At 62.4% G+C, this 25,492-nt stretch carries 18 protein-coding genes; 2 read left to right on the top strand and 16 right to left on the bottom strand.

What is annotated here, in order from left to right:
* Positions 1 to 171 precede the first annotated feature (171 nt).
* Positions 172 to 5,682 carry a dermonecrotic toxin domain-containing protein gene (locus HU760_RS02725; protein ID WP_186672300.1) on the top strand — a complete coding sequence of 1,837 codons (5,511 nt, stop codon included), beginning with the start codon at positions 172 to 174 and terminating at the stop codon, positions 5,680 to 5,682.
* A 75-nt stretch (positions 5,683 to 5,757) separates the two neighbouring features.
* On the opposite strand, the gene hutG is transcribed toward HU760_RS02725, so the two are convergent.
* From hutG to hutC, 11 genes are all read right to left on the bottom strand, one after another.
* Complete coding sequence (gene hutG / locus HU760_RS02720) at positions 5,758 to 6,585, bottom strand: N-formylglutamate deformylase (RefSeq protein ID WP_186672299.1); 828 nt, start codon at positions 6,583 to 6,585, stop codon at positions 5,758 to 5,760.
* A gap of 10 nt (positions 6,586 to 6,595) precedes the next feature.
* Positions 6,596 to 7,801 (bottom strand): imidazolonepropionase, encoded by a 1,206-nt coding sequence (hutI, locus tag HU760_RS02715; protein ID WP_186672298.1) that lies wholly within the window; start codon positions 7,799 to 7,801, stop codon positions 6,596 to 6,598.
* A gap of 14 nt (positions 7,802 to 7,815) precedes the next feature.
* Positions 7,816 to 9,219: an amino acid permease gene (locus tag HU760_RS02710; protein WP_186672297.1), complete on the bottom strand. Its 1,404-nt coding sequence runs from the start codon at positions 9,217 to 9,219 to the stop codon at positions 7,816 to 7,818.
* A 66-nt stretch (positions 9,220 to 9,285) separates the two neighbouring features.
* A complete protein-coding gene (gene hutH, locus HU760_RS02705) occupies positions 9,286 to 10,818 on the bottom strand; it encodes a histidine ammonia-lyase (RefSeq protein ID WP_186672296.1) in 1,533 nt (510 codons plus the stop codon).
* A gap of 21 nt (positions 10,819 to 10,839) precedes the next feature.
* Positions 10,840 to 12,363 carry an HAL/PAL/TAL family ammonia-lyase gene (locus HU760_RS02700; protein ID WP_186672295.1) on the bottom strand — a complete coding sequence of 508 codons (1,524 nt, stop codon included), beginning with the start codon at positions 12,361 to 12,363 and terminating at the stop codon, positions 10,840 to 10,842.
* 8 nt (positions 12,364 to 12,371) lie between these two features.
* Entirely contained in the window at positions 12,372 to 13,202 is an 831-nt protein-coding gene (locus HU760_RS02695; protein WP_170033254.1) for a quaternary amine ABC transporter ATP-binding protein, read from the bottom strand.
* Complete coding sequence (locus HU760_RS02690; protein ID WP_186672293.1) at positions 13,199 to 14,050, bottom strand: ABC transporter permease; 852 nt, start codon at positions 14,048 to 14,050, stop codon at positions 13,199 to 13,201. Before HU760_RS02690 ends, HU760_RS02695 begins: the two co-directional genes overlap by 4 nt.
* Before the next feature lie 26 nt (positions 14,051 to 14,076).
* A complete protein-coding gene (locus tag HU760_RS02685; protein WP_186672292.1) occupies positions 14,077 to 15,045 on the bottom strand; it encodes an ABC transporter substrate-binding protein in 969 nt (322 codons plus the stop codon).
* 106 nt (positions 15,046 to 15,151) lie between these two features.
* A complete protein-coding gene (gene hutU, locus HU760_RS02680) occupies positions 15,152 to 16,831 on the bottom strand; it encodes a urocanate hydratase (protein ID WP_186672290.1) in 1,680 nt (559 codons plus the stop codon).
* Between the two features lie 381 nt (positions 16,832 to 17,212).
* Positions 17,213 to 17,788, bottom strand: coding sequence for a HutD/Ves family protein (locus HU760_RS02675; protein WP_186672288.1), 576 nt, complete (start codon positions 17,786 to 17,788; stop codon positions 17,213 to 17,215).
* Positions 17,785 to 18,495, bottom strand: a complete 711-nt coding sequence (gene hutC, locus HU760_RS02670; RefSeq protein WP_170034323.1) for a histidine utilization transcriptional repressor HutC — start codon at positions 18,493 to 18,495, stop codon at positions 17,785 to 17,787. The genes HU760_RS02675 and hutC overlap by 4 nt, the downstream gene beginning before the upstream one ends.
* 143 nt (positions 18,496 to 18,638) lie before the next feature.
* Between hutC and HU760_RS02665 the strand changes: the two genes are divergently transcribed.
* The gene (locus HU760_RS02665) at positions 18,639 to 20,003 is read left to right on the top strand and encodes a formimidoylglutamate deiminase (RefSeq protein WP_186672285.1); all 1,365 of its coding nucleotides are present in this window, start codon (positions 18,639 to 18,641) and stop codon (positions 20,001 to 20,003) included.
* 34 nt (positions 20,004 to 20,037) lie between these two features.
* On the opposite strand, the gene HU760_RS02660 is transcribed toward HU760_RS02665, so the two are convergent.
* The 5 genes from HU760_RS02660 to HU760_RS02640 form a co-directional block, all read right to left on the bottom strand.
* Complete coding sequence (locus HU760_RS02660; protein ID WP_186672277.1) at positions 20,038 to 20,610, bottom strand: lipocalin family protein; 573 nt, start codon at positions 20,608 to 20,610, stop codon at positions 20,038 to 20,040.
* Complete coding sequence (bamE, locus tag HU760_RS02655) at positions 20,607 to 20,861, bottom strand: outer membrane protein assembly factor BamE domain-containing protein (RefSeq protein WP_003249234.1); 255 nt, start codon at positions 20,859 to 20,861, stop codon at positions 20,607 to 20,609. Before bamE ends, HU760_RS02660 begins: the two co-directional genes overlap by 4 nt.
* A gap of 226 nt (positions 20,862 to 21,087) precedes the next feature.
* Positions 21,088 to 21,684 carry a DUF924 family protein gene (locus tag HU760_RS02650; protein ID WP_170033267.1) on the bottom strand — a complete coding sequence of 199 codons (597 nt, stop codon included), beginning with the start codon at positions 21,682 to 21,684 and terminating at the stop codon, positions 21,088 to 21,090.
* Positions 21,685 to 21,687: 3 nt separating this feature from the next.
* Positions 21,688 to 22,698, bottom strand: a complete 1,011-nt coding sequence (locus tag HU760_RS02645) for a class 1 fructose-bisphosphatase (RefSeq protein ID WP_051099541.1) — start codon at positions 22,696 to 22,698, stop codon at positions 21,688 to 21,690.
* Between the two features lie 192 nt (positions 22,699 to 22,890).
* A complete protein-coding gene (locus HU760_RS02640) occupies positions 22,891 to 25,341 on the bottom strand; it encodes a glycogen/starch/alpha-glucan phosphorylase (RefSeq protein ID WP_186672276.1) in 2,451 nt (816 codons plus the stop codon).
* Positions 25,342 to 25,492: the final 151 nt, after the last annotated feature.

Genomic DNA, 25,492 nt, shown 5'->3' with positions numbered 1-25,492 from the left:
GCAATGCATCAACCCCGAGCAAGAAGGTCGGCTGATATGGGGGCTTACTCTCTGGTCAATTCCGTACAACTATCTAACACCTCCGAACCCGCCACGGGCGCCAGAATTTTCGCAAGCCACGGCTCGAATGAAGCCTCTGGCGCCCCTGATCAGCAAGATTCGGAGATGTTCATGCAAAAGCTTTCCCAGGCGCCCACGGTATACGCTTGCCACGCTGAGATTGTCCAGGCCAGGCTTCCGGAATGGTTGCGCGACCTCACAGCGGACGAGGTCAGCGCCCTGAAAACATTCAGCTCCTCGCTGTGGGATTGGTTCGACCAGTCCAGCCGCTCTCATCCACACATCACCAGGGAGTTGCTGCACGATTACGCTGCTTATCGCAAGAGCACGGGCCCGCTGGCAGTCACCCTGGCTACCTTGCCAACAGTTGAGGAGTACGCAGCACCACTGCTGGCAGCTGCGATCAAGGCGCGCTTTCGTATCGACCTTGATGTTCGCACAGCCTATCTGAATGACGCCCGCCTATGGTTCTCGCATGCCACGCATATCAAAGTGGCGAACTATCCGACCGATATTCACAAGCCGGTGCTACGTACCGACTACAGAACACTGTTGACTGCAGCGCTGCAGAACTTCAGCCCAAGCGAAACTGCCTTGGGTGCGCTGGATTTCGATACGCGTATCCGCGCGAAGATCGCTACAGGCCCGTCCCTTGATAAACACACGCTTTACGACATAGAGCCTGCACATTTTGCTGCGCTTTGCCGCGACCTCGATTTGGGACAAGGCTATCAAGACCTGATCGACTCGACGTTGGCGGATACGCAGCAGCAGCGGATGGCGGAGCGTTCAGCATTGCTTGTCGAGGCTCACATGGCTTACCTCAAAGGGGATGTGGGCGAGGTATCTTACGAGCGGATAAAAGCGGCAGCTGCCGGGCAGGCGCCTGACGATGGCACTGCCAGCCTGACCGCTTATGAACTTCGGCTCTGGGATACACCGCTTAACGGCGTACTGGTTTTGAGCGGCGATCTGGACAGCGCCGAACGCGCCCTGCCCGTGATCGTTCATATCCCTGGCGACCCGGTGACCCCGCTGAAAGAGTATCCATCATCGACCGCTTTTGCCCAGGCGTTGGTAAAACGGCTGGAGCAGATGAATTACCTGAATTTCTTCCAGCGCTTCTTCCCGGCAAGGCACCGGACCGAGTTGCGCGAAAAAGTCGTTGCCAGCATCTATCCCTATGTCTGGAGCCCGGAGGCCAACCTTTCGAGACGTCAGCGCAGCGCCAACCCTTCATTGCATCTACGTGCCAGCAAGCTCCCTGGGTCACCACTGGATGAGATGCTGAACAGGAAAGTGGCCTTGTTGAAAAACGATGCATTGTTCCATGCAGTACCTACTCGCCTGAAGGACCAACAAGCATTCGATGAGCGCATTCATCACTATCTGGCATTGGGCTTCGGCGCCCTCAATGCAGCTGCGTTCATCGTGCCGGTCGTTGGCCAGGCGATGGCTGTGGTCAATGTCATGCAACTGGCATCCGAAACCTTCGATGGTATTCAGGCCTGGTCCCGTGGTGAACAGGAACAGGCCTGGAGCTACCTGACGGATGTGATCGAAAACGTAGTCTTGATTGGCGCGTTGGGGACGGCGGACCAAAGTGGTGTGCCGGCCCGAGAGATCATCCCCGTGGAAACCCCTTCCTTCATTACCGAACTGGAGCCGGTGACATTGCCCGATGGACAGGAGCGTTTATGGAAACCAGACATGACACCGTATGCCCACGACATCGTCCTGCCTCCTGGCCTGCAACCAGACCAATACGGCATCTATCACTATCAGGGCAAGGCATGGGTCGCCATCGAGGACAGGTTCTTTGCGGTCACCCGCAACCGGAATGAAGGCGACTATCGAGCCCGGCACACCACGCTGGTCGGGACCTACGAACCCAAGCTGCGCCATAACGGGGTTGGCACCTGGCAACATGAACTGGACCGCCCGCTGCAGTGGCAGGGAGCCAGACTGGCAAGACGTCTGGGCCCCGACTTCTGGCGGCTGGATGAGCAAACCGTACAGCGGCTGTTGCGCATCAGTGACATCCACGAGGCCGTACTGCGCCGCGCCTTGAGCGAAAACGACCGGCCGCCGGCGCTGCTGGAAGACGCCAGGCGACGCTTCGCAGCGGATGAGCAAGCCCGCCAGGCCTACCCGGCAAGCGAAGCGTCTGCCCGGACCGAGGCGTTCGAAAACTGCTACCTGGCACTGTCGAGCACGGACGACCCAGCGGCGCTAGCCATACAGCAGCACTATCCTGGGCTACCGGCGGTCATTGCCGAAGAGCTTGGTTTCCACGCCACTACCGAGGAACTGAATCAGCTCGCCCAGGGCCATGTACCTCTACGCCTCGCCGCGGAAATCAGGGTCTATCAACAGGAGGTGCGCCTGGCTCGCGCCTATGAAAAGCTGTATTTGCAAACCCCGGCCTACAACCCGGATAGCGACAGACTGATCTTCCACAGCCTCGATCGGATTACCGGCTGGTCAGATCAGCTACGCCTGGAAATACGCGACCGCTGGTACGGCGGCTCGTTGATCGACAGCATTGGGCAACCCAATGCGCAGACACGGAAGATCCTCGTGCGAGAGGGCTCGCTGTACCAGGCCCAGGATGACCAGGGTCTTCACCTGCATGGTGCTGACGACCTCTATGCATCGGTGCTGCACGCATTGCCTGATGACATGCGTACCGCACTGGGTTTCCCCGGCACATGGCAAGGCCAGGACCTGAAAGCGGCAATAGAACACAACCTGCTGCCACGTCATGCCCTGCGCAAGCTACTGGGCATGCAACCGTCACATCCTTCCCGCGTGCCACCCATGCGCCTGGCTGGGGGTCGCATCGGCTATGCCTTGAGCGGCAGGGGCGCGCTAAGCGGCTTCATTGCACGGGAAACGCTGCTCGACTTGATATTGATGCTGCAGCTGGGTTCAAACCTGGACCTGGAGCCTGAGAACATACTCAGGGCACTGGAAGCAAACTACGACCGCCAGAGCATTCTGGACAGGCTACGGCAATTGCTGGACGAGCGCAGCCAGCTGGCACAAGCCTTGGATACATGGGGGGCAGGCTCGGCCCATTCATTGGACCCACAAGCCGAAGCGCCTGCTCGAACGAGGCTGGTAGAAGCAATCTGGCAAGCATGGTTCGATACAGCCTTGCACGACGTAATACAAACCCCGACTACCCTGTGGCTGCAAGAGATAACGCCGACACTGCTACCTACCCGGCTGCCTGCTTTCCTCATCCAACGGATCAGGCAACTTCGCATCCAGACAACGACCCCGACGGCCCATGACCTTGTCCGCGCTCATGAAACGATGGTTACTTTCCTCGAGCAATTCAATGACCTGAGGTCGCTGGAGCTGACCACCCCGATCTACAACCCCAGTAATGTGAGCCGCCCCCTACTCTCCACACTTCTCAGCCGTTTTCCCAACTTGCAGGAGTTGCGCCTGATCAACCAGAGCCTGGTGATCGGTGCGTGGGAGATACAAGGGCTACGGACCATGCCACACCTAGAAGTCCTGGACCTGTCCGGCAACCTCGTACCAGCCCCCGCAAACCTTGCGCACTTACTGCAATTGCGCCTGCGCTACCTCGGCCTTGATCGCATAGCACTACGTCAATGGCCCACCTGGATCGCGCCCGCCAACCTGGAAGGCGTGGGGGTACTCTCATTGAGAGAGAACAACATTACCAGTATCCCGGATGACCTGTTCAACCAGCCCAGCTCCGATGCCGCGCAGACACGGATCAACCTGCATGGCAATGTTCTGACGGATCGAACCATTCGCAGAATTTTGCTTGACTGGAACCACCCGGAATTCCCTTTACGGTTTGAACTGGATGTGCCGCAATGGTTGCAAACCCGTATAGGGCATCTGCAAACCGAGCGTTCTGAACTGAATGCTGCCATCGAGCAATGGACTTACGGCCAAGCTTCGTCCTCCACACAAGCGGCGGACCGGCAACATATAGGCGAATGCATCATGAATGCCTGGCGTCGCCAAGCCGAAGGGGACAACTTTTCAGCACTGGAGCTCAGAAATGTCAGCCTGGAGCATTTTCCTGAACAATTGCCAGCATTCTTCTGCGATCGCCTGCGCAGCCTGCAGCTTGACCGGATAACTTTCTGGCAGCCCCAGCTGGACAATTTCCTGATGCGCTTTCCTAACCTGGAGGCGCTGAGAATGCATGGTCATGTCTACCCATTACAGGCAGTCCCGAATGCCTTGCTGCGGTTGGACCAACTGCGAACAGTGGTCCTGGTAGACCAAGGCCTGCTGGTGGATCAGCAGGCCATGACGCTATTTGGCCAAATGCGCCAACTGGACACACTTGAACTCAGCGGCAATACCATCGGCCAGATCACTGACCATTCGACTTTGCCGCGACGCTTGAGCATGCTGCACCTGGATAACACAGGTTTGGTCGCCTGGCCCGAATGGGTCGAACCGATGCAGCCACTCAGCGTTCTGGACCTGGACCACAACCAGATCAGTACGTTGCCTGCGCATATTCTCGAAAATCCGCGCGACGACGGTATTCATACTGAAATTTCGCTGATGGGCAACCCGTTGAGCCGAGAGACCATGATCAGGGCACATACCTCCGAGGGGTATCACCGACGCTATTCATTCAATATCGACTTGCCGCCTGATATCGAGGCGATGTCCCCCGACATCCACTCCGACTCCGATAGCAGCTCCTCGGCATCCATTGGGCATGTTCATTCACCGATACCCTTGGAACAAGAAGTACCCAACGTTGCTCACTGGTTATCGACACAAGATGGCCAGGCGAGCACTCGGAGAGCTGTCTGGGCCAGACTGCAACAGCAAGACGCCAACGACAACCTGCTGCGCCTGGTGCAGCGGCTGACCCACACTGCCCCCTATCGCAACCCTGCTCTGCGCCCCGAGTTGGTTCCGCGCGTGTGGGCGGTGCTTGAGGCTGCGGACCGTGATGATGATCTGCGTGCCCTGTGCAATGGGATAGCACAAGATGCATTACCCCAAGCCGACGGCAACCAGACTTGCGCAGACGGCGCGCTGCTGGTGTTCGGCCAGATTGAGCAGCAGATACTCCTGGAAAGCATCCTTGGCGGACCGCGTGAGCACTATGGCGAAAACCTGTTCCGCTGGATGCGGAGCCAGTATCGTCTGCAGGCGCTTGATGAATACGCCAGCGCACACCTTGCCGGGCGTGACGAAGCAGAGGTACGGCTGGCGTACCGCTTGCGCCTGAGTGCCGAGCTTGACCTGCCGCTGCCTCCACAAGGCATGCTCTATGAAGCATCGGCTGACGTGAGCCAGCGTGAGCGGGAAGCCGTTGTCGAGTATGTACGCCAACTTGAAGATGGTGACGGCTGGCTCAATTACGCCGCCGCGCAAGACCGCTGGGTCGAGTATCTGAAAAGCACGGATGAAGCGTACTTCAGCCAACAGAAAGAGGCCTATGAGCTCAGTGTGCTCAACCTGCCTGACAGATACCCAGGCATGACCATCGAAGCACTCCAACCGATGTACGATCAACTCAGGCTCGATTACGACTCTCTGATGCTCAGCCATCTTTATCAGCTGACCATTCAAAAGGGACGCGAGTACTTGCACGACTGATCGACGCAAAGCCCGGCAGCCACCAAAACGCTGCCGGGCCTTGGCTGCGGCTCACCGTTTGGGCATGACCACCTGTCAGCTGTTTACCGTCTTGTCTGAGCTACCGGCATAGCGTTCTTCCGCCCACTCCAGGCACGCCTGCAACAAGCGCTGCAGCACCTGTTGGGTTGGCTGCGCCAGGTCTGCGCGATAGGCGAACGGCTCGGTTTCTTCCATGTAGGTGCTTTGCGCCAGTTCCAGTTGCACCGCATGGATGTGGTTGGCCGGATCGCCGTAATGTCGGGTGATATGCCCGCCTTTGAAACGACCGTTGAGTACATGGCTGTAGCCCTGGGCTTGGGCGCAGACACCTTGCAACCGTTCGGCCAGTGCCGGATCGCAACTGGCGCCGTTGAAGGTGCCCAGGTTGAAGTCCGGCAGCTTGCCGTCGAAAAGGTGCGGGATCAGCGAACGGATCGAATGGGCGTCCCACAGCAGGGCGTAGCCGAACTGCTCGCGCAGCCGCGCCAGCTCGCGACGAATCGTGTCGTGGTAGGGGCGCCAGATCTGCTCCAGATACTGCTTGCGCTGCTCGGCAGATGGTGCTCGCCCTTCCTTGAACAGTGGCTCGCCCTCGAACAGCGTGGCCGGGTACAGGCCTGTGGTGGCACCGGCATACAGCGGCTTGTCGTCATCCGGGCGGTTCAGGTCGATGACGAAACGTGAGTACTCCGCCGCTACCACACTAGCACCCAGCTCCTGGGCAAAGTCGTACAACTGTGGAATATGCCAGTCGGTGTCCGGCAAGCTGCGCGCCGACTCGACCAAGCCGTCGCGTACGGCGTCGCTCAGGCGCAGGCCAGCGTGCGGCATGCTGATCAGCAGCGGCAGGTGGCCCTGGTGAAAACTCAGTACCTTGTCCATCGTGCCTCTCTCAGTTGGTAATCTCGTGGCCCTTGCGCACCACGCGCTTGGGCAGGTCGCCACCCAGCCAGTAGGCCAGGTCGGCAGGGCGCTCGATCTGCCAGGCGACGAAGTCAGCCACCTTGCCCACTTCCAGCGAACCGTGGCTGTCGCCAAGGCCCAGCGCCGTGGCCGCGTGCACGGTGACGCCGGCCAGGGCTTCTTCCGGGGTCATGCGGAAGCAGGTACAGCCCATGTTCAGCATCAACCGCAGTGACAGCCCTGGCGAGGTGCCAGGGTTGAGGTCACTGGCCAGGGCAATCTTCACGCCGTGGCGGCGCAGCGCGTCCATCGGCGGCAACTGGGTTTCGCGCAGGAAGTAGAACGCGCCCGGCAGCAGTACGGCGACCGTGCCGGCCTTGGCCATGGCAATGGCATCTTCCTCGGTCATGAACTCCAGGTGGTCGGCCGACAGCGCCTGGTAGCGCGCCGCCAGGCTGGAACCATGCAATGACGACAGCTGTTCGGCGTGCAGCTTGACCGGCAGGCCCAGCTCGCGTGCCTTGATGAACAGCCGCTCGACCTGGGCCGGGGAAAAAGCCAGATGCTCGCAGAAGGCGTCTACTGCATCCACCAGGCCTTCGGCGGCCAGGGCCGGCAGCATTTCGTCGCAGATGTGGGCGATGTAGTCGTCGGCCCTGCCGGCGTATTCCGGCGGCAGGGCGTGCGCTGCCAGGCAGGTGCTACGCACCGCCAGCGGCAGCTCGTCGGCCAGGCGCCGGGCCACGCGCAGCATCTTGCGTTCATTGGCCAGGTCCAGCCCGTAGCCGGACTTGATCTCGATAGTGGTCACGCCATCGCGCATCAGCGCCTGGACCCGCTGGCGGGCACTGGCGAACAGCTCGTCCTCGCTGGCCGCGCGGGTCGCCCGCACGGTGCTGGCGATACCACCACCCTGGGCGGCGATTTCGGCATAGCTCACGCCCTGCAGGCGTTGCTCGAACTCGCCGCTGCGATTGCCGCCGAACACCGCGTGGGTGTGGCAGTCGATCAGCCCGGGGGTGACCCAGGCGCCGCCCAGGTCCACCGTGCGGTCAGCCTCGACCGGCGCCAGCTCGGCGCGCGGGCCGATCCATTCGATCAGCCCGTCACGGGTGACGATGGCCGCGTCCTCGATGGCCGAGTAACGGCCCTCGGCCATGGTTGCCACATGGCAGTGCTGCCAGAGGGTTGTCATGCGAATCTCCTTTGCTAGCGGTGCAGCTCGGCCGGTTCCGCTGTCGGCTGGCCCTGCCCTGCGCGCGGCTTGCACCACAGCAGGTAGGACGCCACCAGGAACACCACCCACACCACGCCGACAAACAGTGCCGCCTGGGTATCGGGGAAGTAACCGAGCACACCAAAGATGAATACCATGAACGCAATGGCCATGGCCGGGCCGTAAGGCCAGAAGGGTACCGGGAATTGCAGTTTGGCAACCTGGTCGCGGCTCATGCTGCGACGCATGGCCACTTGGGTAAGCAGGATCATCAGCCACACCCATACGGTGGCAAAGGTCGCGATCGAGGCGATCAGCAGGAACACGTTCTCCGGGATCAGATAGTTGAGCAGCACACCGATCAGCAGTGCAGCGCCCATCACCACCACGGTCATCCACGGCACGCCATGCTTCGACAACCTGCCGAAGCCGCGCGGGGCATGGCCTTGCTGGGCCAGGCCATACATCATGCGGCCAGCACCGAATATGTCGCTGTTGATGGCAGAGATCGCGGCGGAAATCACCACGATGTTCAGCACGGCGGCGGCTGAACCAATGCCCAGGTTGCTGAAGATCTGCACGAACGGGCTGCCCTGGCTGCCGATTTGTGGCCAGGGGTACAGGCACATCAGCACCAGCAGGGTCAGCACGTAGAACAGCAGGATGCGCAGCGGCACCGCATTGATCGCCTTGGGGATCACGCGCTGCGGGTCCTTGGCCTCGCCAGCGGTGACGCCGATGATCTCGATGCCGCCGAAGGCGAACATCACCACGGCAAAGGAGGCGATCAGGCCACCCACGCCATTGGGCATGAAGCCGCCGTGCTCGAACAGGTTGCTTATGCCCACGGCCTGCCCGCTATCTGCCTGGCTGAAGCCGAAGGCCATGATGCCCAGGCCGGCCAGGATCATAGCCACGATGGCGCCGACCTTGAGCAGCGACAGCCAGAATTCCATCTCGCCAAATACCCTGACGTTGCACAGGTTGAGGCCGCCGATCAGGAACACGATGCCCAGCACCCAGATCCAGCGGGCCACCTCCGGGAACCAGAAGCCCATGTAGATACCGAAGGCGGTGACGTCGGCAATGGCGACGATGACCATCTCGAAGGCGTAGGTCCAGCCGAGGATGAAGCCGGCCATGGGGCCGAGGTAAGTGCTGGCATAGTGGCCGAACGAGCCGGCAACGGGGTTGTGCACGGCCATTTCACCGAGCGCGCGCATGACCATGAACACGGCGGCGCCGCCGATCAGGTAGGCCAGCAGCACAGCCGGACCGGCCATCTGGATGGCCGAAGCGGAACCATAGAACAGGCCGGTGCCAATGGCGGAACCGAGGGCCATGAAACGGATATGGCGGGCTGACAGGCCGCGCTTGAGACCTTGAGCTTGTTGCATGTCACGTCCTTGAGTTGTTTTTGTGGTCGTGAGGACATTGGGGCCGCACAGCGGCCCCAACGGGCATTACAGGCTAGGCAGCACACCCGCCGGCAGCAGGCCGGTCAGGCAACCCTTGGCCAACAGTTCCACGGCCTTTTCGATATCGGGAGCAAAGAACCGGTCACGGTCGTAGTGCGGTACTTCGCTACGCAGCGCCTGACGCGCCTGCTCCAGCTTGGCCGAGGTCTTCAGGCCCTTGCGCAGGTCCAGGCCCTGGCAGGCGCCCAGCCATTCGATGGCCAGCACGCCACGGGTGTTCTCGGCCATTTCCCAGAGGCGCTTGCCGGCAGCCGGTGCCATCGACACGTGGTCTTCCTGGTTGGCCGAGGTCGGCAGGCTGTCGACACTGTGCGGGTGCGACAGGGCCTTGTTCTCGCTGGCCAGGGCGGCAGCGGTGACCTGGGCGATCATGAAGCCGGAGTTGACCCCACCGTTTTCCACCAGGAACGGCGGCAGCCGGGACATGTGCTTGTCCATCATCAGCGAGATGCGGCGCTCGCTGAGCGAGCCGATTTCGGCGATGGCCAGGGCGATGTTGTCGGCGGCCATGGCTACCGGCTCGGCGTGGAAGTTGCCGCCGGAGATGACGTCGCCCTCGGCGGCGAACACCAGCGGGTTGTCCGACACGGCGTTGGCCTCGATGCCCAGCACTTCGGCGGCCTGACGCAACTGGGTCAGGCAGGCACCCATGACCTGCGGCTGGCAGCGCAGCGAGTACGGGTCCTGGACCTTGTCGCAGTTCTTGTGCGATAGCGAGACTTCGCTGGAGTCGCCCAGCAGGTCACGGAAGCAGGCAGCGGTATCGATCTGGCCACGCTGGCCACGCACTTCGTGGATACGCGCATCGAACGGCGAGCGCGAGCCCAGTGCTGCTTCGACGCTCAGGCCGCCGCAGGCGATGGCCGCGGCATACAGGTCTTCGGCCTGGAACAGGCCACGCAGGGCATAGGCGGTGGAAGCCTGGGTACCGTTGAGCAGGGCCAGGCCCTCCTTGGCGGCCAGGGTCAGCGGCTCGAGGCCGGCGACCGCCAGGGCCTCTGTAGCTGGCAGCCACTGGCCCTTGTGACGGGCCTTGCCTTCGCCGAGCAATACCAGCGACATGTGCGCCAGCGGGGCGAGGTCGCCCGAGGCACCCACCGAGCCCTTGAGCGGGATGTGCGGATAGACTTCGGCGTTGACCAGGGCGATCAGCGCGTCGATGACCTTGCGACGGATACCGGAGAAGCCGCGGCTGAGGCTGTTGATCTTCAGCACCATGATCAGCCGCACCAGGTCATCGTCCAGCGGCGCGCCGACACCGGCAGCGTGGGACAGCACCAGCGAGCGCTGCAGGTTTTCCAGGTCGTGGCTGGCAATGCGGGTCGAGGCCAGCAGGCCAAAACCGGTGTTGATGCCGTAGGCCGTACGGTCTTCGGCAATGATCTGCTCGACACAGGCGACGCTGGCGTCGATGGCCGCACCGGCGCTGGCATCCAGGCTCAGGTGCAGCGGCGCCTGGTGGATCCGGCGCAGCTGGGCCAGGGTCAGCTGGCCAGGAATGAGGTTCAGGGCTTCCACGTAAAGTCTCCTTTCTATTGTTCAGTGCGCGGCCGGCAGCACGGGCTGCGGCGCGAGCGAGGATTTCAGCAGTGCGGCGGCGCGGGCGATGTCCGGCGCCAGCCAGCGGTCTTCCAGGTACGCCGGCACCTGTTCACGCAGCAGGCACCAGGCGGCATGGGTGCCAACGCCAAAGCGCTGGCCGTTGAAAAATTCGAATGCCTGGGCGGCCAGCAGGTACTCGATGGCCAGAATCTGGAAACAGTTCTCCAGCACCTGGTGCAGTTTCAGCGCGGCATTGGTACCCAGGCTCAGATGGTCCTCCTGCAGACCGGAGGTGACGTAGTTGTCGAGCACCGCCGGTTGCGCCAGTTGACGGTTCTGCGCGCACAGCGAGGCGGCGACATACTGGGCGATCATCATTCCGGAGTTGACCCCTGGATTGCTGACCAGAAACGCCGGCAGGCCGCTGACCAGCGGGTTGACCAGGCGGTCCAGGCGGCGCTCGGCGATCGCACCGATCTCGGCCATGGCAATCGCCAGCAAATCCGCCGCCAGGGCCACCGACTGACCGTGCGGGTTGGCTTGGGAGACCACCCGGAAGTCGTCCGGAGTACCCAGCAGCAGCGGGTTGTCGTTGGCGCCGTTGAGTTCGGCCTCGACCTGCTTCACCACATGCACCAACTGGTCGCGGGCAGCGCCATGCACCTGGGGGATCGAGCGGATACTCAGGGCGTCCTGGGTACGGATGCCTTTGCTGGCTGCGATCACTTCGCTGTCGGCCAGCAACGCGCGCAGGTTCTCGCCTACCACCTGCATGCCGGGGTGAGGCTTGAGGGCAATGATTTCGGGGTCGAAGGCGGCGATCTGGCCGCGCAGCGCTTCAAAGCTCATGGCACCGATTACGTCGGCCCATTGCAGCAGCCGGCTGGCATCGTCCAGGGCCAGGCAGGCCAGCCCGGTCATGCACGGCGTGCCATTGACCAGGCACAGGCCGTCCTTGGCACCCAGCTGTACCGGCGCCAGGCCTTCATCGGCCAGGGCCTGGGCAGCATCGACAATCTGCCCTCGGTAGCTGACCTTGCCGATGCCCAGCAGGCATACGCCGACATGGGCCATGTGGGTCAGGTAGCCTACCGAGCCCTGTGACGGCACTTGCGGCGTGATACCGTGGTTGAGCAATGCCAGCAATGCCTCGACCACGCTGCGCTGGATACCGGACTTGCCATGGCTGTAGTTGCAGATGGCAGCACAGATGATCGCCCGGGTCTGCTCATCAGCCAGCGCCGGGCCAACGCCACAGGCGTGGCTGAGCAAGGTGTTGCGCGACAGCTGGCTGAGTTGCTCGCCCTGCAGCGACACATTGCACAGCGCGCCCAGCCCGGTGTTCACGCCATAGGCCCGCTCACCGCTGGCGACGATATGGCGAACGATCGCCTGGGCATTGTCGATGCGTGCCCAGACCTGCGGGGCCAGCTCGAGGCGCACCCCTTGGCGGGCGACCGCGGCGATGTCCTGCCAGCGCAGTGCAACGCCGCTGAGTATCACCGTTTCGACCTGCGACATGCTGCCTCTCATACCGCGACCGCGCGGCGCTGGACAAAGCGGTCAACATATTCGTCGGCCGGATCGTGAAGGATCTGGTGCGGCGTGCCGACCTGGATCAGGCGGCCATCCTTGAGGATGGCGATGCGGTTGCCGATGCGCACGGCCTCGTCCAGGTCATGAGTGATGAACACGATGGTCTTGTGCAGGGTCTTCTGCAGCTCCAGCAACTGGTCCTGCATTTCTGCGCGGATCAGCGGGTCGAGGGCGCTGAACGCCTCATCCATGAGGATGATGTCGGTATCCGCCGCCAACGCCCGTGCCAGGCCGACACGTTGGCGCATGCCGCCGGACAGCTGGTGCGGGTATTTCTTTTCGTAGCCCTTCAGGCCGACGGTCTCGATCCACTGCTGGGCGCGCTCGGCACACAGCTGCTTGCTCTCGCCGCGCACCTTCAGGCCATAGGCGACGTTGTCCAGCACATTGCGGTGCGGCAACAGGCCGAAGCTCTGGAACACCATGCTGATCTTGCGCCGACGAAATTCGCGCAGGGCGTCCATGTCGTACTGCAGGATGTCCTCGCCATCGACCAGGATCTGCCCGCTGGTGGGATCGATCAGGCGGTTGAAATGGCGTACCAGCGTCGACTTGCCCGAACCGGACAGGCCCATGATCACGAAGATCTCGCCACTGCCGATGGACAACGACAGGTCGTTGACGCCAACCACGCAACCGGTTTGGGCCAGCACCTGGTCCTTGCCGTGGTTGTTGCGGATCAACTGCAGGGCCTCGTCGGCACGGTCGCCGAAGATCTTGAAGACGTTTTTCACTTCGATCTTGCTGATCGGCTGCATGCTCATTTGCTCACCTCATGGCGTGGCCGGCCATAGGCCTGGGTAATGCGATCGATCACCACCGCGAGAATCACGATGGCCAGGCCTGCTTCCAGACCACGGCCGACGTTGAGGGTCTGGATTCCGACCAGCACGTCCTCGCCCAGGCCGCGGGCACCGATCATCGAGGCGATCACCACCATCGACAGGGCCATCATGGTGGTCTGGTTGATACCGGCCATGATGCTCGGCAGCGCCAGCGGCAGTTGCACGCCGAACAGTTGCTGCCAACGATTGGCGCCGAAGGCGTTTATCGCTTCCATCACTTCGCCGTCGACCTGGCGAATCCCCAGGTCGGTCAGGCGAATCAGGGGCGGCGCAGCGTAGATCACCGTAGCGAAGATCGCCGGCACCTTGCCCAGGCCGAACAGCATCAGCACCGGGATCAGGTACACGAAGCTGGGCATGGTCTGCATGATGTCCAGCAGCGGCATCAGCACCGCGCGCAGGCGATTGCTGCGCGCCGACAGAATGCCCAGGGGGATGCCCACCAGTACCGAGATCAGCGTGGCCACCAGCATCAGCGCCAGCGTCTGCATCAGTTTGTCCCACAGGCCTACGGCGCCCACCAGGAACAGCAGGCCGGTGATCACCAGGGTCGGCAGGACACGCCGGGTGGCGTGCCAGGCGATGACTGCCACCACGCCGAGCATCAGCCACCAGGGTGTTGCACGCAACATGCCTTCGAGGCTGACGATCGCCCACAGCAAGGTATCGGAGATGTGCCGGAACACATCCCCATAGTTGGTCACCAGGGTGTCGACCCAGCCGTTGACCCAGTCGGCGATGGAGAATGTCAGGTTGTCAGGAAACATAGGTTCCACTCATCAGCTGAGGACGCTCAGAGCGCCGCGTTGATCTTCTTGGCAGCCTCTTCGCTGACCCAGGCCTGCCAGACTTCAGGATGTTCCTTGAGGAACGCCTTGGCCAGCGCGGGCGACTCGATCCGATCCTTGGTCATGCGGGCCAGGTTCTGGTTCAGCAGATCGATGGGCAAGTTGACTTTCTGCAGCACCTCGACCAGCTCCGGCGCCTCGTCGTGGAAGGTTTTGGACAGGCCGACCTTGATCGACACGGTCTTGTCCACGCCGTCTTTTTCCTGCAGCTTGACCAGGTCGACCTGGCCCATCAACGGGGTGGGTGTCCAGTAGTAGAACAGGATCGGCTCGCCGCGCTTGTAGCTAGACAGCACGGCGGCATCCAGCGCAGGGCCGGTGCCGGGGCGGAAGTTGGTGTAGCTGCTTTCCAGGCCGTAGTCCTTCAACATCCTGGTGTTGTCCAGCTCGCAGGTCCAACCGGCCGGGCAGTTGTAGAAGCGGCCTTTGCTGGGCTCTTCCTGGTCCTTGAACACGCTGGAATACTTGGCCAGGTCGGCCACGCGCTTGAGGTCTGGCGCCTTGGCTTCGAGGTTGCGCTTGGCGTCGCCCTCGATCACGTAGCGGGGCACGTACCAGCCCTCCTCCGCTCCCACTACCGGAGCGCCGACACCGACGACCTTGCCGGCGGCTTCGGCCTTGTTCCAGACCTCGCTGCGGCCAACCCATTCTTCGGCGAATACCTGAATGTCATTGGTGCCCAGCGCGTTTTCCATGGTGATGGAGTTGCCGGGCAGGCTGTCGGTCGAACAGCCGTAGCCATTCTTCAGCACGAATTGCATCACGTCGGTCAGCAGCATGCCGCTTTCCCAGTTCAATCCGGCGAACTTCACCGGCTTGCCAGACTCGCACCAGCCAGCGGCCTGACTGCCGCCGGCAACGCCAAGCAGGCCGACGGCGAACAGCGAGGCAAGCAAGGTCTTGTTGGTTTTCATTGCGTGACGCTCCCAAACTTGAAAGTGGAATTCGGCAGTCCTTGCAAGAAAAAAGCTGGATCCATAAAGGTGCTGCGTGGCTCAACCCGCAGCACCCTGTGGACTATCAGCCAGTGATCATCGGCAGGTTGAGACCCTGCTCTTTGGCGCAATCGATCGCGATCTGGTAACCCGCGTCGGCGTGACGCATCACCCCGGTAGCCGGGTCGTTGGTGAGCACGCGGGCGATACGCTCGGCCGCCGCGTCGGTGCCGTCACACACAATGACCATGCCGGAGTGCTGGGAGAAGCCCATGCCCACGCCACCGCCATGGTGCAGCGAAACCCAGGTGGCGCCGCTGGCAGTGTTCAGCAGCGCGTTGAGCAGCGGCCAGTCGGAGACGGCATCCGAACCGTCCTGCATGGCCTCGGTCTCGCGGTTGGGGCTGGCAACCGACCCCGAGTCGAGGTGGTCGCGGCCGATCACGATCGGTGCCGACAGCTCGCCACTGCGCACCATCTCGTTGAACGCCAGGCCCAGCTTGGCCCGCAGCCCCAGGCCAACCCAGCAGATACGGGCCGGCAGGCCCTGGAAGCTGATGCGCTCGCGGGCCATGTCCAGCCAGCGGTGCAGGTGGGCGTCGTCCGGGATCAGCTCCTTCACCTTGGCGTCGGTCTTGTAGATGTCCTCGGCATCGCCGGACAGCGCGGCCCAGCGGAACGGGCCGATACCGCGGCAGAACAGCGGGCGGATGTACGCCGGCACGAACCCTGGGAAGTCGAAGGCATTGGCGACACCTTCTTCCTTGGCCATCTGGCGGATGTTGTTGCCGTAGTCGAAGGTCGGCACGCCCTGCTTCTGGAAGTCGAGCATGGCCTGCACGTGCACGGCCATGGACTGCTTGGCGGCCTTGACCACAGCGGCCGGCTCGGTCTGCGCACGGTCGCGATACTGCTCCCAGGTCCAACCCGCCGGCAGGTAGCCGTTGAGCGGGTCGTGGGCGCTGGTCTGGTCGGTGACCATGTCCGGACGCACGCCGCGCTTGACCAGTTCGGGCAGGATCTCGGCGGCGTTGCCGTGCAGGGCGATGGAAATGGCCTTGCCTTCGGCAGTGTACTTGGCGATGCGTGCCAAGGCGTCGTCAAGGTCGTGGGCCTGCTCGTCCACGTAGCGGGTCTGCAGACGGAAATCGATACGGCTCTGCTGGCATTCGATGTTCAGCGAGCAGGCGCCGGCCAGGGTCGCTGCCAGTGGCTGGGCGCCGCCCATGCCGCCCAAGCCCGCGGTCAGCACCCATTTGCCTTTGAGGCTGCCCCCGTAGTGCTGACGGCCAGCCTCGACGAAGGTTTCGTAGGTGCCCTGGACGATGCCCTGGCTGCCGATGTAGATCCAGCTGCCGGCGGTCATCTGGCCGTACATGGCCAGGCCCTTGGCATCCAGTTCGTTGAAGTGCTCCCAGTTGGCCCAGTGCGGTACCAGGTTGGAGTTGGCAATCAGCACGCGCGGGGCATCGGCGTGGGTCTTGAACACACCGACCGGTTTGCCCGACTGCACCAGCAAGGTTTCATCGTCGTTCAGCTGGGTCAGGCTCTCGACGATCTTGTCGTAGCAAGCCCAGTTGCGTGCGGCGCGGCCGATGCCGCCATACACCACCAGTTCTTTCGGGTTTTCGGCAACCTGCGGGTCGAGGTTGTTCATCAGCATGCGCAGCGGCGCTTCAGTCAGCCAGCTCTTGGCGGTCAGCTTGTTGCCACGCGGGGCGCGGATCTCGACGTCACGGAATTTGTTCAGCTTGTTGTCAGTCACGAAAAGTGCTCCTCGAGCGATCTATCCAAAACCCGACGCGATCGGCGGGCCAGTGATGCGGTCTGTACAGCGCGAAGTGGACGGCCTATCTACTTTCGCTTACTTGGCTTTACTTGTACATACAAGCATATGCAATTGAACGGCCAAGTTGCTTCGGCGGACGTTGTCATGGCCCGGCCATGACGTTGCAGCCCGCACGGCGCAAGGGATGCAGAAAAACGAAAAAACTGGAGAGGGGCTTGGGCAGGGTGGCGAGAACCAGAGGGCATTGCGCCATCTTGGGGCATTCGGTAACAAACAAGACCTTTTCGGGGCGTTACCGGGTAACTCTTGGCGGGGCGGCACGGCCCTTTCGCCAGGTTGCGAAGGGCCGACGGGTATTCACGAAAGCGGGGTCAGCTCGATAACACAGCAACGTCCGAGCACTTCGACTTCCAGCAGGCGCTCGTTGCCGCTCAGTTGCAAGCAGTCATACAGCCCCAGCGCCGATTGCAACTGGCCGTCGATACTCACCGCCAACTGCGCCTGGCCACTGAAAACCAGCACGGTGCTGGCGGCACTGAAAAGCCGACTGCCGCCGTGGTACCACTGCAGTCGCGCACGGTAACGCAGCGGTGCGTAGATCAGGTTGAAGTCGCGGATCGCCCCGCCCAGCAGCGCGCAGCTCACCTGGCTTTCACCGCTGAACGCATAGGCATCGAAGGGCACGAGCGGCCGGCTGGGCTGGCCATCCACCGTAAGGCGCATGCCATCTCCCTGCAGCACGGTGATGATGCGTTGATACCCGGCAAAGGTGGAAAAGCCACCGGAGGCCTCGATATCGGCTATCGACAGGCGCCAGCCGAAACCCTCGAGCCCGTCACCTGCATCGCGGGTGATTTCCTCGGTGAACCCACCACCGTTCTTCCACGGCATGCGCGGGTAGTCTTTGGCACGCAACCATTGCAGTTGACTCATTTGCTGAAACGTCCTTCCAGGCGATGACGGGAACCGGGGTGGATCAACCGCGCTGCGGTGACAGGCTGGCGACCGGACCAGGTACGGCGGCGAATCAACAGGCACGGCTCACCTTGCTCGATCTGCAGCAGCTTGCACTCATCAGGCTCGGCGAGAATGGCTTCGACAACGTGCTCGCCTTCAGTCAGCGGCGCTACCTGGGACAGGTAGGCGTAGGGCGTCTGCCGGGTGAAATCCTGCTTGAGGTAGTCCGGGGCGATCTGTGCATTGACGTAACGGTCTTCGATCTGCACCGGAACGCCGTTTTCATAATGCACGATCAACGAATGGAATACGCGCTGGCCTTCGCGCATGTCCAGGGCCAGGGCGCGTTCGGAGCCGGCGGCTTCCTCGGCGAGGGTGATCACCTGGCAACTATGCTGGTGGCCACGGGCAGCAATCTCGTCGGCAATGTTGTTGACTTCGAACAGCGCCGAACGGGTCTTGGGTTCGGCAACGAAGGTGCCGACCCCCTGCATGCGCACCAACAGCCCTTCGGCGGTAAGCTCGCGCAACGCGCGGTTGATGGTCATGCGGCTGAAGCCCAACTGGCTGACCAGCTCGCTTTCGGACGGCACACGGTGGTGCGGCGGCCAGCTGCCATTCTCGATCTGCTGGACGATCATCTGCTTGACCCGGGCGTACAATGGCGCCGGGCCCTCGCCCATTTGGGCCACCAGCACGGAAACGGAAGGTGTCGGCACGGCGTTTGATCCTTGTGCGATTAGATTGATGGTAGCTTGCCGGAGTTTACCCGGCAGGCAAACGGCTGTATATGTATATACAAGCTGAACAATAACAGGATAGCGCAATGCCCGCCTATTACGCCGAACGTGCCCTCCTGCCCACCGGTTGGGCCCACAATGTCCGTTTCGAGGTAGCCGCCGACGGCACTCTGGTGGCAATCGCAGCCGATGCCAGTGCCGAAGGTGCCGAGCGCCTTGGCGGCCCTGTGCTGCCAGGCATGCCCAACCTGCACTCGCATGCCTTCCAGCGGGCCATGGCGGGCCTGGCGGAGGTGGCTGGCAACCCCAACGACAGCTTCTGGACCTGGCGCGACCTGATGTACCGCCTGGTCGGGCAGATCAGCCCGGAGCAACTGCAGGTCATCGCCCGCCAGCTGTACATCGAGATGCTCAAGTGCGGCTACACCTCGGTGGCGGAGTTCCATTACGTGCACCACGACCAGGCCGGCCAGGCCTATGCCGACCCGGCCGAGCTGTCCCGCCGCATCAGCGCGGCCGCAGCCGACAGCGGCATCGGCCTGACCTTGCTGCCAGTGCTGTACAGCCATGCAGGGTTTGGTGGCCAGGCCCCGACTGAGGGGCAGCGGCGGTTCATCAACTCCACCGAGAAGTACTTGCAGCTACAAGCACAATTGGCCCCGCTGCTGGCTGCGCAACCAGCTCAGCAACTGGGGTTGTGCTTCCACTCCCTACGGGCGGTGACGCCTGGGCAGATTAGCGAGGTGCTGGCAGCCAGCGACCGGCAATGCCCGATACATATCCACATCGCCGAGCAGCAGAAGGAGGTGGACGACTGCCTGGCCTGGAGCGGCCTGCGGCCGTTGCAGTGGCTGTACCAGCATGTGGACGTGGACCCGCGCTGGTGCCTGGTGCATGCCACTCATGCCGAGCCGGATGAAGTCAGCGCCATGGCGCGCAGCGGCGCAGTGGCCGGGCTGTGCCTGACCACTGAAGCCAACCTGGGCGACGGGATTTTCCCGGCAGTGGACTACCTGGCCCAAGGCGGCCGCCTGGGCATCGGCTCGGACAGTCATGTGTCGCTGAGCGTTGTGGAGGAATTACGCTGGCTGGAATACGGCCAGCGGCTGCGTGACCAGCGACGTAATCGCTTGTACCGGGGCGACCAGCCGATGGTCGGGCGCACGTTGTATGACGCCGCGCTGGCCGGTGGCGCGCAAGCCTTGGGGCAGACGGTCGGTGAGCTGGCAGTGGGCAAGCGTGCCGACTGGCTGGTGCTCGATGGGCAGGATCCCTACATTGCCATGGCCGAGGGTGATGCCATTCTCAACCGTTGGCTGTTTGCTGGCGGTAATCGGCAGGTGCGCGATGTGATGGTAAACGGGCAGTGGGTGGTGCGCCAGGGCCGGCATGCGCAGGAAGAGGAAAGCGGGCGGGCGTTTGCCGGGGTGTTGCGCCAGCTGTTGGGGTAAAGGTGTATCGGGGCTGCTTTGCAGCCCCGGAAACTCAATGCATCTTGACGATCTGCTGGTCCGAAGCGCGCCAGATCAAGCGGCTGGTGTCATACCCCTGTTGCCGCGCCCTGGACATCAGGTTCTCGCGCTCCCAGGCTGGTAGCGTCGGCGTTCGCGACAGGAGCCACAAGTGCTTGCGGTCGGGGCTGCCAACCACTGCCGTGCGGTAGCGCTCGTCCACATACAGAATCCAGTACTCGCCCCTGGCCACGCCTGGCACCAGCTTGGTGAACCAGTTGTCGAACTCGACCCACAACTTGTCGGTGTGGCCCGGTTCCTGAATGTTCGCGTGCCCTTCTGCACGCAGCCATTCATCACCCATGGTGCGGCAACGGTTGAGCACACCCAGGCTGCCATCGACCCTGAGGTTGTAGTGCGCCTCGGACTGCTCACAACCGTCCTGGTAGCGCATCGGCAGGCGTGCCAGCTCGTACCATTTGCCCTGGTAGCGCTTGAGGTCGACGTTACCAGCGGTTTTCGGTGCCAGCGGGTCGTGTACCGAGCCGGCACAGCCGCCCAGCAGCAACGCCAGGCATACCCCCATCAACAGGTGCAGGCGCCTCATTTGAGGCCCTGCCCGGAATACATCAGCACTTTGTCGGCCGCGTACTGCACGCTGATGAAGCTCTTCTCGTCCCCCCAGGTGCAGCTGCTCATACCCAACGCGCCGGAACACTCGGTCGGCGTGCCGAGCAACTGCTCGACCTCGGCCTTGTTCATACCGGCCTTGATCTTGGAATAGTTTTCCTGATTGATCTTGCTGCAGGCAGTCAGGACGACGCACAGCGACAACAGGGCGAGGGAACGCAACGACATGAAGGACACTCCTGGACAGGGGATACAGGCGAGTGGCCTGCAGTGACCTTCGACGGAAAAATCCCTCCCAGGTTCCCTACCCGCCCCCCTTTCCCCCTACACCATTGGTCGGATGGCCACTACTGTGCGATTAATCACAAAGAAATAGTCTGTTGCGAATAGAAAAAGGCCGCGCCTGGATAGGCGCGGCCTTTTATCGTGACGGCCTGTAGCAGGTACAGCGGCCTCAGAACCTGGACCCGGGCTCCAGCAGAAAATCCATTTCTTCGCTAGTACTCGGCCGCTCCAGCACCAGGTTGCGGTGTGGAAAGCGCCCGAATCGCGCGATTACCCGCTGGTGCTGCTCGGCATAGTCGAGGAAGCCCTCGAACAGGCGGCGATTCGCTTCGGGCTGCTCGTCCAACAGCATCTGGTAGCGCTCGACACACAGGTTCTGCCAGTCCAGCACCTCGGCATGCTCCAGCACGAGCAGCACGAACACCCGCTGGATCGGCAGCAACTGGTAGTCCCAGCCCTTCTGCAGGCCCTGCATGGCCACCACCTGGGCACGCCGGTCACCTTCGAAGGCACGTGGCGTATCGCGATAGATCATGCGTGGCAGCTGGTCCAGCAGGATCAACAGGCCCAGCCAGCCCTGCGGGCTTTGCTGCCATTCGTCGAGCCCGCCTGCCAGGGCGTGCTCGACCAGCTCGCCAAACAGCGCATGGGCCTCGGCATCGTGATGCTTGCCGAACCACAGCGTGCTCTTCTCGTCAGCCACGGCCTGGGGACTGGTGCCCCAACCGAACCACCACTCCAGCAACGGCTGCCAAGGTGCGAGCATGACTTATTCCTTGTGGTAGGCGGTGACGCGCTCGACCTCTTCCTTCGAGCCGAGGATCACCGACACGCGCTGGTGCAGGCTTTCGGGCTGGATGTCGAGGATGCGATCGTAACCGTTGGTGGAGGCGCCGCCGGCCTGTTCGATGATGAACGACATCGGGTTGGCTTCGTACATCAGGCGCAGTTTGCCCGGCTTGCTCGGCTCGCGAGCGTCACGTGGGTACATGAACAGGCCGCCACGGGTGAGGATGCGGTGCACGTCGGCCACCATCGAGGCGATCCAGCGCATGTTGTAGTTCTTCTTCAGCGGGCCGGTCTCACCTGCCAGCAGTTCGCCCACGTAACGCTGAACCGGCGCTTCCCAGTGGCGCTGGTTGGACATGTTGATGGCGAATTCGGCGGTGCTTTCCGGCACGCGGATGTTTTCATGGGTCAGGACGAAGCTGCCCAGCTCGCGGTCCAGGGTGAAGCCCTTGACGCCGTTGCCCAGGGTCAGGATCAGCATGGTCTGCGGGCCATAGATGGCGTAACCGGCAGCGACCTGCTGGGTGCCTGGCTGCAGGAAGGCTTTTTCGTTCAGGGTTTCATTCTGGCTCAGGTACTCGTTGGGGCAACGCAGTACCGAGAAGATGGTGCCGACCGACACGTTGACGTCGATGTTGGACGAGCCGTCCAGTGGGTCGAAGACCAGCAGGTAGGCGCCTTTCGGGTATTTGCCCGGGATCTGGTAGGCGTTGTCCATTTCTTCGGAAGCCATGCCGGCCAGGTGGCCACCCCACTCGTTGGCCTCCAGCAGGATATCGTTGGAAATCACGTCCAGCTTCTTCTGGACTTCGCCCTGCACGTTCTCTGTGCCCATGCTGCCCAGCACACCGCCCAGGGCGCCTTTGGACACGTGATGGCTGATTTCCTTGCACGCACGCGCCACCACCTCGATCAGGAAGCGCAGATCGGCAGGGGTATTGTTGCTGCGGGTCTGCTCAATCAGATAGCGACTCAGGGTAACGCGGGACATGTATGGCTCCGAAAGGATTGTGGGGATAAAAACCCACGCAGTTTACAGGGAGAGTTGCGGGCTAGCGAGTGATGAGACTCGCCACGGCACTCAGACGGCACAATAGGTCGGTAGTTCAGCGTATGCCAGGCCGATGGTCGGAGTGGGGGCCTTCGCGGGGTGAACCCGCGAAGAGGGCGGACCTGATCCAGCTCAATCCAGAGCCTTCCAGATCTCGCTGGCATACTCGCGAATGGTCCGGTCCGACGAGAACCAGCCCATCCGCGCGGTGTTCAGCACCGCCATGCGCCACCACTCCTGCGGCTTGTGCCACAACTCCTCTACCCGGCGCTGGGCATCCCAGTAAGCATCGAAGTCGGCACACACCAGGAAGCGGTCATAAGCCACCAGCCCATCGATCAATGCGGTGTAGCGCGATGGGTCATCCGGTGAGAACACCCCGCTGCGAATGGCCTGCAACACATCGTTCAGGCGACTGGACGCGGCAATCGCCGCACTGGCACCGAAGTCCCCGGAACGCCGCCGCGCTTCCACCTGCTGCGCGGTGAGGCCGAAGATGAACATGTTGTCGGCCCCGACTTGCTCGCTCATCTCCACATTGGCGCCGTCCAGCGTGCCGATGGTCAGCGCGCCGTTCAGGCCGAACTTCATGTTGCTGGTGCCGGACGCTTCGTAACCGGCGGTTGAAATCTGCTCGGAAAGGTCAGCCGCCGGGATGATGCTTTCGGCCAGGCTGACGTTGTAGTTGGGCAGGAACACCACCTTGAGCAGGCCGCGCACGGTCGGGTCGTTGTTCACCACGCGGGCTATGTCGTTGGCCAGCTTGATGATCAGCTTGGCCTGGTGATAGCTGGCGGCAGCCTTGCCGGCAAATATCTTGACCCGCGGTACCCAGTCGGTGCCCGGGTCGTTGCGCATGGCCTGGTACAGCGCCACGGTGTGCAGCAAGTTGAGCAACTGGCGCTTGTATTCGTGGATGCGCTTGACCTGCACGTCGAACAGCGCCTCGGGGTTGACCGTGACGCCCAGGCGGTCCTGGATGATGCTGGCCAGGGCACGTTTGCTGTGCAGCCGCTGGGCAGCGAACTGCTTGCGGAAACCGCTTTTGTCGGCAAACGGTACCAGGCCGGCCAGGCGCCCTTCCGGGTCATCCAGCAGCTCCGGGCCCAGCGCCTCGACCAGCATGGCCGTCAGCTGCGGGTTGGACTGGTACAGCCAGCGGCGGAAGGTGATGCCATTGGTCTTGTTGTTGATCCGTTGCGGGTAGAGCTTGTGCAGCTCGGCGAATACCGTACTCTTCATCAGCTTGCTGTGCAGCGCCGAAACCCCGTTGACGCTGTGCGAGCCGAGGAACGCCAGGTTGCCCATGCGCACCCGGCGCCCATTGTCTTCCTCGATCAGCGACACCGCCCGCAGCACATCGAAGTCATGCAGGCCTTTCGCGCGCAATGCATCGATGTGGTAGGCGTTGACCAGGTAGATGATCTGCATGTGCCGCGGCAGCATCCGTTCCATCAGCGCCACCGGCCAGGTTTCCAGAGCCTCGGGCAGCAAGGTGTGGTTGGTGTAGGCCAGGGTGCCCACGGTCAGCTCCCAGGCGGTATCCCAGGGGATTTCATGCTGGTCGACCAGCAGGCGCATCAGCTCGGCCACGGCGATCGACGGATGGGTATCGTTGAGCTGGATGGCCGCCGCGTCAGGCAGGTTGAGCAGGTTGTCATGCATGTTCAGGTGACGGCGTAGCAGGTCCTGCAGCGATGCCGAGACGAAGAAGTATTCCTGGCGCAGGCGCAGTTCCTGGCCGGCCTCGGTGCTGTCGGCCGGGTACAGCACCCGCGAGATGCTTTCGGCCCGCGCCACCTCGGCCACCGCGCCCAGGTGGTCGCCGGCATTGAATCGCTCCAGGTGCAGTTCTTCCAGCGCTCGGGCACGCCACAGGCGCAAGGTGTTGACGCTGGCACCACGCCAGCCGACCACTGGCGTGTCGTAGGCCACCGCCCGCACGGTCTCGCCCGGCCACCATACCTGGCGTTGCTGGCCATGCGTGTCATGCACCGTTTCGACGCTACCGCCAAAGCTGATCGGGTAGATCACCTCTGCGCGCTCGAACTCCCAGGGGTTGCCGAAGTCCAGCCAGTTCTCGGTCTGTTCCTGCTGCCAGCCATCGACCATGGCCTGGCGGAACAACCCGTGCTCATAACGAATGCCATAGCCATGAGCAGCAATACCAAGGGTCGACATGCTCTCCATGAAACATGCTGCAAGGCGGCCCAGGCCGCCGTTGCCTAGCGCCGCATCGGGCTCGAGCAGGCGGATGCGCTCCAAATCTACATCCAGCCCTACCAGCGCGTCGCGGGCGATGTCGAGCAGGCCCAGGTTGCTCAGGCTGTCATACAGCAGGCGCCCGATGAGAAATTCGAGGGAAAGGTAATAGACCCGCTTCTGGCTACGGCGATAAGCCTGCCGGGTGTGGTCCATCCAGTGGTCGACCATGTGATCGCGCGCGGCCAGGGCAATGGCTTCGAACCAGTCGTGGTCGAAGGCATGCTCCGGGTCCTTGCCAACCGCGTAGGTCAGCTTGTCCAGTACAGCGGCGCGAAATTCGGCCACCTCGGCGTCACGAGCTTTGGGTTCCTGGGACATGCGGCATCCTCGGGCAAGTTGACGAATACGGAGGGAGACTGTTCAGCCTAGACGCTTCGACAGAGAGCGAAAGCCTGGGTTCGCGGTTTTCATGCCCGGTAACGCAATCGGTCAAAAGGTTGTTCATAAATTGAACGATTCCGGTATGATC

Origin of the sequence: Pseudomonas oryzicola, from assembly GCF_014269185.2 — a bacterium.
Taxonomy (GTDB): domain Bacteria; phylum Pseudomonadota; class Gammaproteobacteria; order Pseudomonadales; family Pseudomonadaceae; genus Aquipseudomonas; species Aquipseudomonas oryzicola.
The sequence above is the reverse complement of the archived record's forward strand: the minus strand, read 5'-3'. Positions and strand labels throughout refer to the sequence as shown.